Raw genomic sequence first — 16,398 nt, 5'->3', positions numbered from 1 at the left:
TTACTGCTCTCTCATGTATGTAGCAATTGCTTCAACATTTACATCTATATCGTCATAGCCAGTTGGGTCAACTTCGATTACAGCTCTCCATCGTGCTTGATCGATATTTCTGTACGCGACAACAACACCAACATATCGTGTATTGCGGTTTAAGCTCATTTTATATTCTTGAACAGAGTTTGGCTGTAATTCTAATTCATCTTTTTTTAATAAGTCCGGGCCTAATAGTTTTTCAGGTGTTTCATACAGGCTAAAGAAATCCTGAGTATCAAAAATTGTTCTCGAGCTAAGCTCAAAAATTTTCATTACTACCGGTGAAGGTCTATCTGACGTGTCTGGATTTACATTTTTAGACACATTAATTTTTAGATCCGTAGAAGGAGGCACAAACTTATTAACAGTTGAACAACCCATGGCTAAAAACAGTAAACTGAAACTCATTAAAAAGAGCTTAAATTTGTTCATTATCTACTTTCCTTTCTAGAACGATTCTTTAATTCTATCGTTGTATGCTTTTAAGAAATCATCTGACAACGCCATAGCTCCCTTACTATTTACATCATGAGATAACTCATCATATAAATTTTTGTATAGCTTCCAGCACTTAGCCTCTGTTTGACCAGGGATGATTTTTAATACGTTAGAATTATCATTTATTTGTTGATTTATATGTTGGGGAGAAACTTGCTCTAACATCCCTTTTAATACGCCGTCAGCTCCTGCTAATAAAGCATGTTCATGTCTTCGTGTATCAACAAAGCTTTCTTTGATTGATTCTTGAGACGACAGGAAGCTTGCACTATTTCTGATGAATAAATTCTGAATAACGTCATCAATATCTGCCGAAAACTTAATTGGGTTATTTTGTTGAGTTTGAAACATCGTTTGGTTTAAACGCAATTGGTTTTTTACAAGCGCTCTTTGGCGAAGAGACTCCATCAACTCGGTCAGTAATAGATTTAACCCTTGGCCCATTTCAAACCAAAGTTCTTGTGAGTTTAATGAATTTTGCAACTCAGCTTTGACCCCCAGCCCGTTCAAAAAAGCATCAGTTAAAGCGGTATCTTCACTAGGCGATGTTGGATTTTTTTGCACTACTGGTTTAGGAGCAGGCTTTACTGCTTGAGGTTTAGTTACAGGCGTATCTAGTACTGGTGTATTAACTGAAGTTTGCTGCTCTACAGCTGGTTTTTGTTGTGGTTTACTTACAACGGGTGCTTGTTGAGTTACAGCTTCTGGGTTCATTAAGTGAGCAAGCTCATCCCAGTTTTCCGGTATTTGGTTAGCTGAATTAAGGTCACTGGCCTGAGTCATAGAAACTGCAGGCATAGACTCATCCATTATTGATTCATTAAAATACTGTTCTGGCTCAGAAAAATGCTCCGTAGGATGCTGATAAGATCTTTCTGGCTCTTTGCTAATACTAGCTGCAGCGCTTAAATTACCATAATCGGTGTCAGGTGTTTTTTCATTAGTAGCTAATTTTACCTCTATCTGAAAATCACCCACAGTGATCGTATCACTATTTGACAAGCGTTGTTTATTGCCTTGACCTAATGGAGCTACACCAAAATTTACAAAAGTACCATTTGTAGATGTATCGTAAACATAAAAAGAGTCGCCCTCTTTAACTATGCGTCCGTGCTTACTAGAAATGATTTTTTCAGGATCAGGAAAATGCCAATCACATGCTTCTGAACGGCCAAATATTAGAGAGTCTTTTACTGTTTTAGTTGCTTCAATTTCTGGAGAGAGTCTATGATAACTAGTGATGTTTAGTATCAGTTCCATTTGATAAGTTAGTCCCATAAATCTACATTCTCATTAGGATAAAGTAGAAGAGAAACTATTGTCAACATTGAAATTAATATATAAAAATATACTCAACCATACAAAAGCTCAAATTTAAATAAATTAAATTAAACAAAACCTATATAAAAAAGCCCTTTCAAAGCTTACAAAAGATATTTTGTATGTTCCCATTTAAAAAATTGCTATTTAATAATTAGCATTACATTTTATTCATTTTAAGCCCCTAGAAGTGTTACAAAACAATGCCTGTAGGCTTACGCTGTTTATAAATATAAACTGTAAATAAACGATATTTCAATAATTAATATAAAAGCCCTTAATTTTTTAAAGTTTTGTACGAAAGTTCTGCTTTAGAAACATTGCTAAGTTGGCTAATTTTTGTAAAAATACAGCGCTTATCAAAGGGAGAATTGATAAAAATAAAAAACTCACCTTTGCGATTATTTTAATATACACAATAAAAGGATTTATAATGAGCGGTGTCAACAGTTCTAATGATAAAACGCAGATAGCTTCGCTTGACTCAAATCTTCGCACGTCAAAAGCAATAAATAAATTAAACCTTATTGGTAAAAAAGTTTCGGATCGCTACTTAGTTGAAGAACTTATTGGCCAAGGTGGTATGTGTTACATTTACCGAGCCAGAGATTTATTTTTAGAAAGTGCGAGTCGTCCTGAAGTTTTCGTAGCGATTAAAGTATTATTAGAAGAGTTTTCTCATTCTGAAGAAGCTATTTCACTTCTTAAGGATGAAACAACTAAAACACAACAGCTCTCCCATCCAAATATTGTAAAAGTATATTCTGCAGGTTCTGATAACGGTTTACATTACGTAACCATGGAATTAGTAGAAGGCGAAACGCTAGAGCAAATAATTAAACGCAACAAACCCTCTGGAATGGTTTTCAAAAAAGCGAGCGTGATTCTTGATCAACTTGCCGATGCTTTAATTTATGCTCATTCTCGTGGCGTCATTCATAACGATTTAAAGCCATCGAATATAATCTTCGATTCAAATGGTAGCCTCAAGGTACTTGACTTTGGTATTGCTAAACACAAAACCATTGAAGATGCCTATGCAGTTAATAGTGAATCAAGCCTAGGCACTGTAGGAGGTTATACGCCAACCTATGCAAGTCCTGAACAATTAAAAGGTGCTGCAGCATCCGTTAAAGATGATGTTTTTTCTTATGCGTGTATTGCCCTAGAGTTATTAAGTAGCAAACATCCATATAATCGTGTTGCAGCAGACACACTCCCTAAAGATACATCGGCAAAACGTCCTAGTAACTGCCCTTTATGGTTATGGGGCACACTTAATAAAGCAATTTCTTTAGATGCAGCAAAAAGAACTGATTCGTTAAAGCCTGTTTTAGATAAGCTTCAAAGTAACTTTAAACCGGCAATAGCACTTGCAGCCAGTACTGTTGTGTTAGCCCTTTTGGCTGGTCAGTACTATCTATCAAATACAAATAATATAAAGCAGCTTGAAGCAAAATTAGATAATGCAAAAGCAATTAACCAACAAGTAGAAACATGGATGTCTTGGGATGGACCGGAGATTCTAAACAAGCTTGCAGAAATCCCACCTCAATACGAGGTATTAAAACAGGGATTATTAAGATCTAATCAAGCTAATATTCTACAAAGCTTTGATTACAGAGCGAATCAAATCAATACAAGCGCTAACAAGTTTAAAGACTTTGATGAAACAATTAATGTTTATAGTAAAGCCTTGGAATATTACCCAGATTCAGAAAAGCTATCGGTACAACTCGAAAGCATTTTAAGAGAGCGTCAATCAATAATTTCAGATATTACTTCTCGTATTGATTTGTTACTTGAGCAATCTCGCTATAGTGAACTAGACAATAATAGTATTCCACAATTAATCAATGATTTAAGTGTAGTCGATAGCACCTACGTTTATCGCCCGTCTGAAGTGCATTTTGATAACTATAAACTTGCCTTAGATAAAGCGATTGAAGAAGATGATGTTATCACGCAAAAATCTTTACTTAATGTTGGTAAAGCTATTTTCACCAATAATCAAAAAAATGAACTTGGCTTTGCAGACCTTCTAAAAAGAGAGTCGGCGATAGATGCTTTAACGCTTTACCAAAAGAAAGTAAATCTAGGTGAGCCAGCTGATTTTCCTACTGAAGATGCCGTCGTATTTTACGGTCCTAGATTTGATAGATACACACAAAAACTAGAGACGATTGAAGAGTACAGAGATTTATTAGATTTTGAAGAATTAATCAATACCGAGTCTGCAACATTACCTAAAGACTTTTCATTACTCGTTTCTTTAAAACAAGAATTATCTAGACGTTATATCACTATGGCAAATACGTTAATGAAAAGAAAGATGTACCGTACAGCAGAGCAACTTGTTGAAAGAAGCGAAGCTATTACTCAGTCTCTTGATAATGTAATGCTTTAAAAAACTATTTATTGCGAGAGCATCACCAAATAACTAAAAATATATTAAACTAACAAACGTTTTGTTTTAACAAACGAAGGTCAAGGACGACGGGTTGAGCGATCATTTTGCATAAACTCCTCCAAGATTTTTCGTAATTATCACTATTTAAATGAGTTTATGGAGTACCTATGAAAAAGATAAGCGCACTAGCGGCATTACTAATACTAAGTGGTTGTTCAACTACATCGTCTGTAGATGAAACGCAGCAACTTGCAAAAGAAGAAGCAGTTCAAGTACAAGAAGAAATTGTCGAAGCTGTAGCACCTATTTCATTAACTGTAATCACTAACCCTAGTGATGCACGCGTACGCATTATGAACATTGCGCCTGTGTACCAAGATGCCATTGAACTTAAAGAAGGTAAGTACGACGTTGAAGTAAGCAAGCCAGGTTACTTAACTTACCGCAAATGGGTTGTAGTCGATAAAAAGACAATTTTAACAGTAAATTTAGATGAAGTGGCAGCAACTGAAGCGGCTAACTAGTCCAGTATCTAAACTTTAATTATGCCTTTAAACATTTCACATGTATTAAAGGCATAATTTTAAACTACACCAAATAATATAATAAACTCCCCACAGCCCCTACATTTATTAAACTACATAACCACAACACCACTATAAAACGTCGCTTTTGTGATTTATGGCGAAGTAATTGTTGAGCAAGTAATGCCCCCGGCCATCCTCCAAATAATGCAAGTAGTTGCAGTGTGCGCTCTGGCGTGCGATTTACTTTTTTATGTGAAGAGCGCTTAGCTTGTCGCTTATCCCACGCGTACATTAAAAAAGTGATAGCACTTAATACACTTATATAACCAGGTACATATATTGGTATATAAACAGGTAAGTATTGCAGTAGGTAAGCCAGCCAAATGGCGGCTAAATAAAGTAATGAGAATGTGATTAATATTTTCTTTATCAATTAATTATCGCCTATACTTGGCATTGGTATTACAAAAACAAGAGCCAAATTATGACATATTTTAAAGCGATATTCTTAGTCTTATGCTTATCAACATTTAATAGCTATGCATCCGATACATCCACCAACCTTGATAAAGAACTTGCCGTATTTAAGCCCTATTTAGGAACTTGGCAGGCTGACTTTAAAGTCCCTGAAGGTGCTAAAAAAATACAAGATGTTGGCCGTTGGGAGCGTGCTTTAAACGGTAAAGCGATACATACCAAGCACTCTATTAATGAAGGTGAGTATGGCGGCGAGTCGATGATTTTTTACGACAGTAAAAAAGAGTCTTTGGTATTTTACTATTTCACAACCGCAGGATTTTATACAAAAGGGACTATGAAAGTACTCAGCCCCACTCAATTTGTAGCTTATGAAGATGTAACGGGTAGCCAAGATGGTATTACAAAGGTTAAATCAATGAGTGAACTAAAAGACGATAAATTTATTGTATCGACCTCTTATTTAAAAAAAGGTGAGTGGACAAAGCCCGAACAACGTATTTATACACGCAGTACAAAAACGGTCAAATTTAAATAGCTGTGATTTAAAAGCACAAAAGGCAGCCTAGGCTGCCTTTTGTCATTTATAAAACCGTATTTATTTTACGTATTTTTTAAATGCAGCGTCTACTGGTGTATCAGCAAGGTGATTAGTGTAGTTGCTCATTACTTTTTGAGACAAGCCTACAATAATTTCAAGTAGCTGTTGCTTAGCGTAACCTGCGGCAAAGAATTTTTCGATTTGCTCATCGCTGATCACGCCACGTTCACGTGTCATTGCAAGTGTAGTTTCACGAAGAGTTTCCAGCTTAGGGTTTTCAAGTGGTGTTTTGTTAACAAGTGCGTCAACAATACCTTGATCAACCTTCATTGCCGCTGCAATGCCACTGTGAGCAGGAACACAGTAATGACAGTCGTGCTCTACGTTAATTGATTGCCATACTACTGTTAGCTCTTCTGCGTTGAATGATGTTTTTTGAAACAACTCATGCAGTACTTGGTAACCTTTAAGTAATGTTGGTGCTTCAGCCATTACTGCATGTAAGTTAGGAAGCATACCAAATGCTGCTACTGAATCAGCTAGTAACGGTTTTGCTTCTTCTGGTGCGTTTTCTTGAGTGTATAAAGTAAATTCGGCCATGGTTAGCTCCTAATAATTAATAGTTTTAAGTAACTTCGAGACACATAGTATTTGATTTTGAGCGACCGTTCAAGTTAAAATTGAGCAAATGTTCAAATTGATTGAGAATGATATGGCTAATAAGGTTAAATTTGAACGCGAGAATGTAGTTCGCGTTGCTAGTCAGCTATTTTGGCAAAAAGGTTTTCATGCAACCTCAACGCGTGACTTACAAGAAGCCGTTAATATGCGCCCGGGTAGTATTTACTCTGCGTTTGGCTCTAAAGAAGGTCTATACTGCGAATCGCTGAAAGATTACACCGTACAAATGAAAACCCAAATAGAAGGGTTTTTATCAAGTGCCGATACAGTACTTGGTGGATTACGTGCGTTTGTTGAAAGCGTGGTAATTAAAACAAAAGATTGCAGCCCAAGCGCTATTTGTATGCTAGTTAAAGCAAACAGCGAGTTTGCAGAAAAAGACTCAAACCTATACGAGTTAAGCTTAGATTTAACAGCTCAATTTGAAGCTTATTTAACGCAGTTGTTTACACAAGCAATAAACAAAGGTGAGTTAAGTAATACGTTGACCGCTGTTGAATATGCGCGCTTTTTTCAAGTGCAATTTACAGGTTTACGCGGTTATTTTAATCGCCCTAATGTAGAGCAATTTGCTGAGCCAATGATCAACCAAATGTTTATGTTGATTAAAAAGTTATAAATAGCAGTTATCGAGCATTCTCAACAAGTTATATTTATTCTACTAAATAAAAATGGCCAGTATTAACTGACCATTTTTTTGTGCTTAAAGCTTAATTTGTAAGTTACGTTTTAAGCTTGTTAAGTTCATTATCTTGCTGGGCAACAAGTGCATTAAGCGCTTCGCTGCTATCCCCTGCTTGTGTAGATAAGTCAGCAAGTTGCGATGCGGCATCAGATATAAGAGTTAAGTTACGATTTATCTCTTCTGTTACCGAACTTTGCTCTTCAGCAGCAGTTGCAATATGCGTAATTTGATTTGTTATCTCATCAACTTTAACTACAACACTGTGCAGAGCATCAAAAGCTACTGATGTTTCATCAACGGCATTTTGTGCACGTACTACGCCTTTTTCAATAACGGTAGATGCGTTACCTACTTCAGATAATAAACTATCAATTAGCTGGCTTATGTCATCTGTTGATGAACGCGTTTTAGAAGCAAGTGCACGTACTTCATCGGCAACAACGGCAAAGCCGCGCCCATGTTCACCAGCGCGCGCAGCTTCAATAGCAGCGTTAAGTGCAAGTAAATTTGTTTGTTCTGAAATAGTACGAATTACATCTAATATTTGCGTAATGTCTTTACTACGCGAAGCAACTTTTTCAACGGCTTGGTTAGCTTCTTTAATTTCTTCAGACATCGTTTTAACTTGCGTCATCGCAGATGATAAGCTCGACTCACTGCTTACTACCAAGCTATTTATTTCATCGGCTTGTTGGGCTGATTGCTCTGATGCTCTGGCTACTTCGAGTGCTGTTGCGCTCATTTCGTTCATAGCCGTTACCACACTTTCAATTTCTTGAAATTGAGATTGCACATTATGCTTAGTATCAATAGCGATGTGTTGTGCTATTTCGCCTTGCTGCTTGGTTTGATCAGACACCGTTTTAAGCTCAGAAATTAAATCACGTAGTTTTGCTAAAAATCGATTAAACCCACCAGCTAATGCAATAAGTTCTGCGTGGCTATCAACATGCAATGTATGCGTTAAATCACCCTCAGAACTTGCGAGGTTATCAACCCGCTGTTGAATTTGTTGTAGCGGCGCTATTACACCTGCAATTACTAATTTCATAATAACAAAAGCAACCACAGCAATTATTAAGCCTGTAATTAAAATAATAAACCCGAGTGATGCTGCTGTTTCCTGCATGTTTTTTTCTAGCGCTTCAGGCCCTGCAAGTGCTAGGTCTGTAGGTACTTCTATGATTAATGACCACTGAGTGTTAGCTAGTTTTATATTAATTGGGTAGTTAACTAAATACTCGCTAGGCGTTTTAAAGAGGCCATGTTGACCTTTAAATTTAACCAGCTCACTGTAAGTGTTGCTACTAACCGCTTCTTTAAATGGGCGGCCTAATTTAGATTTATAGTGACTGCTGCCTACGATTAAACCTATATCACTTAAAAGTGTTACTTTTGCTTGGCCGTTGTAAAGCTCGCTCGACAGCTTTTCGGTTAAGCCCTGAAAAGTTGGGAGCGTTAAATCAACGCCAGCTAAACCAATAAACTGACCTGACTTTAAAATAGGCACAGTTAACGAAGTTAGCATTACTGAGTCGCCCGATGGGATTTCGTATAAATACGGTTCCATAATACAAGGCTTAAGCGTGTCTTTTGCACACAAATACCAATGCGCTTCACGAATACCAAATTCATTTAAAGAGGTAATATATTTATCGGCAGCGTTGGCTACTTTTTGCTGTTCAATTACGCCGTTTTGGTCGCGAGTTATATACACCTCTAAGGTGCCATTACCATTAACCGAATGTTTGTAACCTTGTTTAAAGCTCGAATCTTGCCCATCAAAAGCATTAGGCTCAAATTGCGAATATATAGAAGAAAGCAAAGTATTTTGCTCTAACATCGAGCGGTTAATACTTACTACCGTATCGCGGCTCAGGGTTTCGCTTTTGGCTGCGTCACCTAATAAAGCAGCCAATGAATAAGGGATGCGGTAAGCTTCATTAATAAAGCCGGCAATTTTTTCTCCGTATCCAGCTGCATGAGCATTAAGCTTTTCTTCTACTTCTACAGTAATGTACTCTTCAGATTTAGTCGCTAACTGCTTATTACTTGATGATAACTGCCACCACAAAATGCCTGATAACACTAGTACAGTTATAAATATACTACCGACACTAAGCCAGAGTAACTTTTTTGCTAACGATATTTCTCGCATTCATTACACCCTTTAAATTAAAACTACTGATACAGTTTAGTAGATCTAACCAACGAAGCTATGAATATCGTTAAACAAATTGAATTTAATACAATACGTTGGTTTTTTTAAAGTTTAGCTAACCGTGCTGTTGTAATTGCGGCTAAAACTAATAAACACACACTTACCCATAAACACGCACTAAGCCCATATACTTGAAAAACCCAACCAGAAAGCACCGTACCAAGCAAACGCCCTATCGCATTGGCCATATAATAAAAGCCAACGTCTAGTGACACTCCATCGTTTTTAGCAAAACTTACTATTAAGTAACTGTGCAGCGATGAATTTACAGCAAATACTCCACCAAAAATAAGTAAGCCTATTACAAGCGTAAAATGTACCGCTATATCCAATTGCATCAACAACGCCAAAATGCCAGTTACACCACTTAATAAAGCAACCCACCAGTATGCTTTTTTAACCGAATGTGAAGTTGAATCACCTTGCCCAGTTATTCGCGGTGCTTGCGATTGCACCAGCCCATAAGCAATTACCCACGAAGCCATAAAACCGCTGACCCACCAATGATCCCAGTTAAACTGAGCGGCTAAGTAAACAGGTAGTGCAACTACAAACCATACATCGCGCGCTGCAAACAAGCATAAACGCGCTGCGCTAAGTAAGTTAATTGCCCGCGATTTAGAAAATAATTCTTTAAACTTAGGTTTGTTTTTAGCTTTACCAATATCGCCTTTTAAAAAAATTAAACTAATAACCCACGCAACACTAAGTAAAATAATTAGACTTATTAATGCCCCCACAAAACCAAATACAGTTAGTAATAAGCCGCCTAAAAAAAAGCCCACCCCTTTTAAAGCATTTTTAGAGCCCGTAAGTATGGCAATCCATTTATATAATTGGCTTTGCCCTGCATCGTTTTGTGGTACTAAATACTTAATGGCGCTCTTTGCGCTCATTTTATTTAAGTCTTTTGCTATGCCACTCAGTGCTTGCGCTGCCATAACATAGGCAACGGTTAGCCAATCCCCTGGCACGCAAAGCACGGCTAAAGCGACAAGTTGTAGCCCAAGCCCTACATTCATGGTTTTGTTCAACCCTAAATGTGCGCCAAGCCAACCACCTACTAAATTGGTGATCACCCCAAATATTTCATAAAACAAAAACAACATGGCTATCGCAAATGCGCCATAACCTAACTGATGAAAATACAGCACCACCAACATGCGTAGCGCGCCATCAGTTAAAGTAAATGCCCAATAGTTACTAGTAATTATTAAATATTGTTTTATAGAGCTCGGTAAGTTAGCCAACTGCGCAAACATAGCGTTAAACCTTTTTAAGCGAGATTAAACCAAATCACTTTGTGCAACTTTAAGCATTAGCTCAGCAGTACGGTTTGCATAACCCCACTCGTTATCGTACCAAGCGTATAGTTTAAGTTGAGTGTTGTTAATTACCATGGTTGAAAGCGCATCAATAGTGCAGCTGCGCGGATCCGTTTTGTAATCTATAGATACAAGCGGTCTTTCTTCGTAGCCTAAAATACCTTGTAGCTCGTTATTTGCAGCGTCTTTAAACCACGTGTTTACTTCGTCTTGTGTAACACCTCGCTCGAGCTCAAAAACACAATCGGTAATTGATGCGTTAGTAAGGGGTACGCGCACGGCGTGGCCGTTTAATTTACCTTTTAGCTCAGGGAAAATATGCGTAATAGCTGTTGCACTACCGGTTGTAGTAGGAATTAAACTTGTACCGCACGAACGCGCACGGCGTAAATCTTTATGAGGGGCATCAATAATCGTTTGGGTATTAGTAATGTCGTGAATAGTGGTCATTGAGCCGTGCTTAATGCCCACTTTTTCTTGCAGTACTTTTACTATTGGCGCTAAACAGTTAGTAGTACACGAGGCGGCTGTAACAATTTTATGCTCACTTGGATTATAAAGATCATCGTTTACACCCATTACCACATTTAAAATACCGTCTTCTTTTACAGGTGCGGTTACCACAACACGCTTAACGCCTTGTGCTAAATATTGATTTAACAGCTCTGTGGTTTTCATTTTACCGCTGGCTTCTATTACTACATCGCAATCAGACCAATCAGTTTCGTTTATGGTTTTGTTGTTGGTAACTGCAATCGTATGCTTACCCACACTAAAACTACTATCATCACTAGAAACCTGTTGTGCTAAGCGCCCGTGTACTGAGTCAAACTCAATTAAATGTGCGTGGGTTTTAGCATCGCCCGCTACATCATTTACTTTAATAAACTCTATTTCTGGCCAATCAACTGCTGCACGCAGAGTTAAACGTCCCATACGGCCAAAACCGTTAATACCTACTTTAATAGTCATAATTAAATACCTTTAATAAGTTAGTTACAGCAGCTAGTAATACGTTCAGGGCGATTACCCATAACATTTAAGCGCGTTAAATCGTTTTCATAAAATGAAGGGTTAGCAGTAAGCGTTTGTGTTAATACATTTTTAGCCCACTCTGGCAGGGCTTTATTAATACTGTAATAAACCCATTGATTTTGTTTACGGTCGCTCAACAATCCGCATTGTCTTAACTGCGCTAAATGGCGAGACACTTTAGGCTGGCTTAGCTCAAGTGCAGTAACCAGTTCGCATACACATAGCTCTTCTTGGTCGCTAATGAGCAGCATTGCTTTTAAACGCGTATCGTCCGCTAGGCATTTATAAAATTGAAGTGGGTTGAATTGTTCCATATTGTCCTCGCAGTTTTATTGCACATACAATAAAACAAAAACAGAACATATGAAATAGTGAATATATGATTTTTTGTATATTTATTTAACGGCTTTTTTTATTAAACTCCACGCACAAAAAAGCCCAGTAGCAAAACCACTGGGCTATTACAGTATTAGTTAACTTAGCAATTAATTAAATAACTGAAAGCTCTACTTCAATATTGCCACGTGTTGCGTTTGAATATGGACATACTTGGTGCGCTTTATCTACAAGCTCCTGCGCTGCAGCTTTATCCATATCACCTAGTGATACAGCAAGTTTTACTGCAATACCAAAACCGCCTTCAATCGCGCCAATAGATACTTGTGAGTCAATATGTGTGTCGCTTGGTAAGTCTATTTTTTCACTACCTGCTACAAATTTTAGTGCGCCAATAAAACACGCGGCATAACCTGCGGCAAATAATTGCTCAGGGTTAGTACCTTGACCGTCGTCTCCGCCTAAACCTTTAGGTGTTGATAGCTTTACATCTAAACGACCATCATCAGATTTAGCTACGCCTTCGCGGCCGCCAGTTGCAGTTGCTTTTGCTGTATAAGCTACGTTTTGTAATACATTCATAATGAACTCCAAAGTTTAGTAATTAATTTAGTTTGCATGCAAAATAATAGAACAAGTAATTAGAGATTGCAAATACTTTGCATGCAAATTAAAATACCATGTATCGAAATAAAGGATAACGTTATGCCGTTTGAGCAATTAAAGTTAAAAAATCAGTTATGCCATCGGTTATACATGGCATCTAACAGCATTGCGCGTGCGTATCGCGAGCCTTTAAACAAGCTAAATTTAACTTATCCGCAATACGTAGTAATGATGGCGCTGTGGGAGCAAGACGAAATAACAATTGCAGAGCTAATAGATAAAACCGCGATAGATGGCGGTGCAATGACCCAAATACTCAAAAAAATGAGCGACAAATCATTACTGGCTGTTATTAAAGATGAGCACGACAAACGCAAACGCCTAGTTCAGCTAACCCAGCATGGCCAATCACTTAAGTTAAAAGCAGCCGATATTCCTAAAAATATTTTATGTAAATTTGATAGTGTAGATGCAACACAAGCGAAACAGTTGATGCAGCTGCTCGATTTAGTAGTAAACGACTTAGCCGATTAGGCTCTTAATTTTTAAACAATAAACGTGTTTTAAAAGGTTTTAAAAATGACTCATATTAAAAAATTACTATTAGCAGCGGCGTGTAGCACGGCACTTTTAGGTAGCAACGCTGTATCTGCTAACACCGCTGGCCAAAATGCTGATTTAAAAACAGTAGCCACATTTGATGCGCAGCACCCACCGGGCAACATTGCTATTACCCCATCAGGCAGAAAGTTTTTATCTGTGCATGGCTTTTTTGGCCAAAAGCAAAAAATTATGGAGCTTTTAAGCGATGGTACAACTAAGCCCTACCCTAATGAAGAGTGGGCATACGCGTACAATAACGGTAAAGGTTTTTACGACGTACTTGGCATAAACGTATCAAGCGATGGTGTATTATGGATGCTAGACACTTCAGGGCCCGATCACGCTGGGCGCTTAGTAGGCTGGGATACAAACAAAGAGCAACTACATAAAATTATTTATCTGGCTAAACCGACCATTACCGACACCTCGTTTTTAAACGATTTAGTCATCGATAATAAACATGGCGTTGTATACATTGCCGACACAGCCCAAGGCAGCCAAGCCGCTATTATCACGGTAAACCTTAAAACAGGTGTCGCACGCAGAGTGTTACAAAATAGCCATTACACCACCGCCGAAAATATCGATATGGTTATTGATGGGCGCACAATGAGCCTTGGCGGACAACCAGCCCGCTTAGGTGTTAACCCTATTACGCTTGACCCTAACGAAGACTGGCTTTACTTTGGCTCAATGTCGGGCACGTCGGTTTACCGCATTGCCACCAGCGATATAAATAACGATAGCCTTTCGGGTAAAGCACTTGAAGACAAAGTTACGCGTTACGGCACTAAGCCAATTTCAGACGGTATTATTGTTGATGGCGGCGGTAACGTATATGTAACCGACATAACTAATGGCGCAATTGGCGTAGTTAAACCCACTGGCAACTACGAAGTATTATTTAAAGACGATCGTCTTAGCTGGCCTGATGGTTTTAGTTACGGAGCCGATCATAAAATATACTTTACCGTTGACGATTTACATAATTCGCCTGTACTTAATAATGGCAAAAATCAAAGTCACGGTAAGTTTAAAGTAATGTCGTTTGAACCTTTAGTAAAAGGAAAAGTAGGCCGCTAATTTACTTTTTAAGCGACTACATTTTTAAAAAGCCTTGCACATTTAAGTGACCCAATAGTTGCAGGGCTTTTTGTTAAAAACACACCACGTTGGTGCATATTTTAGTAATACTTCACCGCTTTGGTGCTAATGCTTTAGTACGTATTTACACTTAAATACTAAATACCTGATTTCTATTCATAAAATATTCAAGTTAATGTTGGCATACTTCTTCCAATAAACTGATGTGTTCAGTGAAAATACCAAGGAAAAACCATGTTCAACTTATACCATACCCTTTACCTTTTATGGCGTTTAGACATTAGCGTTTGGCAAGTTAATGATCCAACAAATACCCGCACTACCGCTGATAAAGAACGCGCCTATGTTAAGTAGCATCGTATTGTGTAAAGGCTTGGCATAAAGCTTAAATGTATAAACCTACTTTAGGCTAAGCTTTTGCACACTATGAAATTTATGTGTACATTTTAATTAAACTTCAAATTAATCATTCAATATAAAAACAACTCCCTTGTAATAAACTCCATATTTAAAAACCTCGAAAAAATTAGTAAAAACACTGCGTTTATAACTTTGCAAGCAGCCCTATTGCGTTGTATTGTTGCATCCTATTGAAAATTTTTAGTTGGAACGTGTATGCACGCTTTGGAAGTTAATTTTGATGGCTTAGTTGGTCCTACTCACAACTACGCTGGTTTATCGTATGGTAATGTTGCCTCGTTAAATAACGCAGCAAGCTTTTCAAATCCTCAAGAGGCTGTGCTTCAAGGCCTTGAAAAAATGAAAGCCATGCACGACAAAGGCCTAACTCAAGGTGTATTTGCCCCTCATGCGCGCCCCGACTTAAACGTACTGCGCCGCTTAGGCTTTACCGGTAATGATGCACAAGTAATTCACAAAGCATTTAAAGCAGATCCTATTTTATTACGCGCGTGTTATTCAGCGTCTGCAATGTGGACAGCAAATGCAGCTACGGTATCGCCATCTCCAGATACAACCGACGGCAAAGTACATTTTACTTCAGCTAATTTAAATAATAAGTTTCATCGTTCATTAGAGCCTGCAACCACTACACGCTTATTAAAAGCGATGTTTAACAACGACAAATACTTTGCGCACCATACCCATTTGCCAGACCAAGGCTTTTTTGGCGACGAAGGCGCAGCGAACCATACTCGTTTTTGTGACAGCCACGGCGAGCAAGGCCTTGAAATGTTTGTATTTGGTGCCAGCGCGTTTAACAGCCAATTACCAAAACCAGCAAAATTTCCTGCAAGGCAAACACTAGAAGCCTCAGAAGCAATTTGCCGTTTACATAACTTAAAAGATTCAAGCCAAATTTTACTACAGCAAAATCCAGACGTAATAGATCAAGGTGTGTTTCATAACGATGTAATTGCAGTAGGTAACGCCAACGTATTACTGTGCCACCAGCAAGCATTTTTAAACCAAGCTTTGGCACTTCAAGATATTCGCGAAGCATATGTGGGCAATAAAGAATTTTACATTATTGAAGTACCTACCGATAAAGTAAGCATTACCGACGCTGTAAGTAGTTACTTATTTAATAGCCAGCTAGTGAGCCTTGAAGATGGTTCAATGCTATTAGTGGCACCACAAGAGTGTAAACGCAACAGCGCGGTTAACGCCTACATTGAAGAAATGATCATGGCTGATAACCCAGTAAACCAAGTACAGTTTTTTGATTTACGCCAAAGTATGCAAAATGGCGGCGGCCCAGCTTGCTTGCGTTTACGTGTAGCCCTTAACGAGCAAGAACTTGCTGCAGTAAACCCAGAGGTTATTTTAACTGATACTAAATACACACAACTGTGTGACTGGGCAAAACGTAACTACCGCGACAAATTAGGCGCAAGTGACTTTGCAGACTCAGCCCTATTGACTGAAAGCTACCAAGCACTTGATGAGCTAACGCAGCTACTAAATTTAGGTTCAGTGTACGACTTTCAATTAGAAGGTTAATACCTCAGCCTACACAAAGGCTAATATAAAAATA

At 38.1% G+C, this 16,398-nt stretch carries 16 protein-coding genes; 7 read left to right on the top strand and 9 right to left on the bottom strand.

Features of this window, described 5'->3' with window-relative positions:
- Together tssJ and tagH are read right to left on the bottom strand one after the other, a co-directional pair.
- Positions 1-465 carry a type VI secretion system lipoprotein TssJ gene (tssJ, locus tag H5120_RS13230; RefSeq protein WP_182671924.1) on the bottom strand — a complete coding sequence of 155 codons (465 nt, stop codon included), beginning with the start codon at positions 463-465 and terminating at the stop codon, positions 1-3.
- Positions 466-480: 15 nt separating this feature from the next.
- Positions 481-1,791 carry a type VI secretion system-associated FHA domain protein TagH gene (tagH, locus tag H5120_RS13225; RefSeq protein WP_182671923.1) on the bottom strand — a complete coding sequence of 437 codons (1,311 nt, stop codon included), beginning with the start codon at positions 1,789-1,791 and terminating at the stop codon, positions 481-483.
- A 493-nt stretch (positions 1,792-2,284) separates the two neighbouring features.
- Between tagH and H5120_RS13220 the strand changes: the two genes are divergently transcribed.
- Both H5120_RS13220 and H5120_RS13215 read left to right on the top strand, forming a co-directional pair.
- The gene (locus H5120_RS13220) at positions 2,285-4,258 is read left to right on the top strand and encodes a serine/threonine-protein kinase (protein WP_182674924.1); all 1,974 of its coding nucleotides are present in this window, start codon (positions 2,285-2,287) and stop codon (positions 4,256-4,258) included.
- Positions 4,259-4,428: 170 nt separating this feature from the next.
- Positions 4,429-4,785: a PEGA domain-containing protein gene (locus tag H5120_RS13215; protein WP_024595403.1), complete on the top strand. Its 357-nt coding sequence runs from the start codon at positions 4,429-4,431 to the stop codon at positions 4,783-4,785.
- 64 nt (positions 4,786-4,849) lie between these two features.
- Here the strand turns inward: H5120_RS13215 and H5120_RS13210 are convergent, their stop codons facing one another.
- On the bottom strand, positions 4,850-5,221 hold the full coding sequence (locus tag H5120_RS13210) for a DUF1294 domain-containing protein (RefSeq protein WP_182674922.1): 372 nt from the start codon (positions 5,219-5,221) through the stop codon (positions 4,850-4,852).
- 51 nt (positions 5,222-5,272) lie between these two features.
- On the opposite strand from H5120_RS13210, the gene H5120_RS13205 reads away from it, so the two are divergent.
- Positions 5,273-5,803 carry a hypothetical protein gene (locus H5120_RS13205; protein WP_182674919.1) on the top strand — a complete coding sequence of 177 codons (531 nt, stop codon included), beginning with the start codon at positions 5,273-5,275 and terminating at the stop codon, positions 5,801-5,803.
- Positions 5,804-5,863: 60 nt separating this feature from the next.
- On the opposite strand, the gene H5120_RS13200 is transcribed toward H5120_RS13205, so the two are convergent.
- Positions 5,864-6,406 carry a carboxymuconolactone decarboxylase family protein gene (locus tag H5120_RS13200; RefSeq protein WP_024595406.1) on the bottom strand — a complete coding sequence of 181 codons (543 nt, stop codon included), beginning with the start codon at positions 6,404-6,406 and terminating at the stop codon, positions 5,864-5,866.
- 112 nt (positions 6,407-6,518) lie between these two features.
- Here H5120_RS13200 and H5120_RS13195 point away from each other — a divergent pair, with 112 nt between their 5' ends.
- The gene (locus H5120_RS13195) at positions 6,519-7,106 is read left to right on the top strand and encodes a TetR/AcrR family transcriptional regulator (RefSeq protein ID WP_182674917.1); all 588 of its coding nucleotides are present in this window, start codon (positions 6,519-6,521) and stop codon (positions 7,104-7,106) included.
- 103 nt (positions 7,107-7,209) lie between these two features.
- Here H5120_RS13195 and H5120_RS13190 read toward each other — a convergent pair whose 3' ends face one another.
- From H5120_RS13190 to H5120_RS13170, 5 genes are all read right to left on the bottom strand, one after another.
- Entirely contained in the window at positions 7,210-9,330 is a 2,121-nt protein-coding gene (locus H5120_RS13190) for a methyl-accepting chemotaxis protein (protein ID WP_182674914.1), read from the bottom strand.
- A 107-nt stretch (positions 9,331-9,437) separates the two neighbouring features.
- Positions 9,438-10,655, bottom strand: a complete 1,218-nt coding sequence (gene arsJ, locus H5120_RS13185; protein WP_182674911.1) for an organoarsenical effux MFS transporter ArsJ — start codon at positions 10,653-10,655, stop codon at positions 9,438-9,440.
- 24 nt (positions 10,656-10,679) lie between these two features.
- Positions 10,680-11,690, bottom strand: a complete 1,011-nt coding sequence (locus H5120_RS13180) for an ArsJ-associated glyceraldehyde-3-phosphate dehydrogenase (protein ID WP_182674908.1) — start codon at positions 11,688-11,690, stop codon at positions 10,680-10,682.
- Positions 11,691-11,710: 20 nt separating this feature from the next.
- Positions 11,711-12,067 (bottom strand): metalloregulator ArsR/SmtB family transcription factor, encoded by a 357-nt coding sequence (locus H5120_RS13175; protein WP_182674905.1) that lies wholly within the window; start codon positions 12,065-12,067, stop codon positions 11,711-11,713.
- A gap of 175 nt (positions 12,068-12,242) precedes the next feature.
- Complete coding sequence (locus H5120_RS13170; RefSeq protein WP_149593264.1) at positions 12,243-12,671, bottom strand: organic hydroperoxide resistance protein; 429 nt, start codon at positions 12,669-12,671, stop codon at positions 12,243-12,245.
- 123 nt (positions 12,672-12,794) lie between these two features.
- Between H5120_RS13170 and H5120_RS13165 the strand changes: the two genes are divergently transcribed.
- The 3 genes from H5120_RS13165 to astB all read left to right on the top strand — a co-directional run bounded on the left by H5120_RS13165 (position 12,795) and on the right by astB (position 16,364).
- Entirely contained in the window at positions 12,795-13,229 is a 435-nt protein-coding gene (locus H5120_RS13165; protein WP_182674902.1) for a MarR family winged helix-turn-helix transcriptional regulator, read from the top strand.
- A gap of 45 nt (positions 13,230-13,274) precedes the next feature.
- Positions 13,275-14,381: an L-dopachrome tautomerase-related protein gene (locus H5120_RS13160; RefSeq protein WP_182674899.1), complete on the top strand. Its 1,107-nt coding sequence runs from the start codon at positions 13,275-13,277 to the stop codon at positions 14,379-14,381.
- Between the two features lie 636 nt (positions 14,382-15,017).
- Positions 15,018-16,364, top strand: a complete 1,347-nt coding sequence (gene astB, locus H5120_RS13155) for an N-succinylarginine dihydrolase (RefSeq protein WP_004334492.1) — start codon at positions 15,018-15,020, stop codon at positions 16,362-16,364.
- The last annotated feature ends 34 nt before the right edge of the window (positions 16,365-16,398 follow it).

Source organism: Pseudoalteromonas sp. SR43-2, assembly GCF_014163885.1.
GTDB classification, from domain to species: domain Bacteria; phylum Pseudomonadota; class Gammaproteobacteria; order Enterobacterales; family Alteromonadaceae; genus Pseudoalteromonas; species Pseudoalteromonas distincta.
Note: the sequence above shows the minus strand (reverse complement) of the source record. Positions and strands in the feature narration are given on the sequence as shown.

Excerpts from the sequence above, each read along its gene's own strand:
- tssJ (WP_182671924.1), bottom strand. The coding sequence starts at position 465 with ATGAACAAATTTAAGCTCTTTTTAATGAGTTTCAGTTTACTGTTTTTA.
- tagH (WP_182671923.1), bottom strand. The coding sequence starts at position 1,791 with ATGGAACTGATACTAAACATCACTAGTTATCATAGACTCTCTCCAGAA.
- H5120_RS13220 (WP_182674924.1), top strand. The coding sequence starts at position 2,285 with ATGAGCGGTGTCAACAGTTCTAATGATAAAACGCAGATAGCTTCGCTT.
- H5120_RS13215 (WP_024595403.1), top strand. The coding sequence starts at position 4,429 with ATGAAAAAGATAAGCGCACTAGCGGCATTACTAATACTAAGTGGTTGT.
- H5120_RS13205 (WP_182674919.1), top strand. The coding sequence starts at position 5,273 with ATGACATATTTTAAAGCGATATTCTTAGTCTTATGCTTATCAACATTT.
- H5120_RS13200 (WP_024595406.1), bottom strand. The coding sequence starts at position 6,406 with ATGGCCGAATTTACTTTATACACTCAAGAAAACGCACCAGAAGAAGCA.
- H5120_RS13195 (WP_182674917.1), top strand. The coding sequence starts at position 6,519 with ATGGCTAATAAGGTTAAATTTGAACGCGAGAATGTAGTTCGCGTTGCT.
- H5120_RS13190 (WP_182674914.1), bottom strand. The coding sequence starts at position 9,330 with ATGCGAGAAATATCGTTAGCAAAAAAGTTACTCTGGCTTAGTGTCGGT.
- arsJ (WP_182674911.1), bottom strand. The coding sequence starts at position 10,655 with ATGTTTGCGCAGTTGGCTAACTTACCGAGCTCTATAAAACAATATTTA.
- H5120_RS13180 (WP_182674908.1), bottom strand. The coding sequence starts at position 11,690 with ATGACTATTAAAGTAGGTATTAACGGTTTTGGCCGTATGGGACGTTTA.
- H5120_RS13175 (WP_182674905.1), bottom strand. The coding sequence starts at position 12,067 with ATGGAACAATTCAACCCACTTCAATTTTATAAATGCCTAGCGGACGAT.
- H5120_RS13170 (WP_149593264.1), bottom strand. The coding sequence starts at position 12,671 with ATGAATGTATTACAAAACGTAGCTTATACAGCAAAAGCAACTGCAACT.
- H5120_RS13165 (WP_182674902.1), top strand. The coding sequence starts at position 12,795 with ATGCCGTTTGAGCAATTAAAGTTAAAAAATCAGTTATGCCATCGGTTA.
- H5120_RS13160 (WP_182674899.1), top strand. The coding sequence starts at position 13,275 with ATGACTCATATTAAAAAATTACTATTAGCAGCGGCGTGTAGCACGGCA.
- astB (WP_004334492.1), top strand. The coding sequence starts at position 15,018 with ATGCACGCTTTGGAAGTTAATTTTGATGGCTTAGTTGGTCCTACTCAC.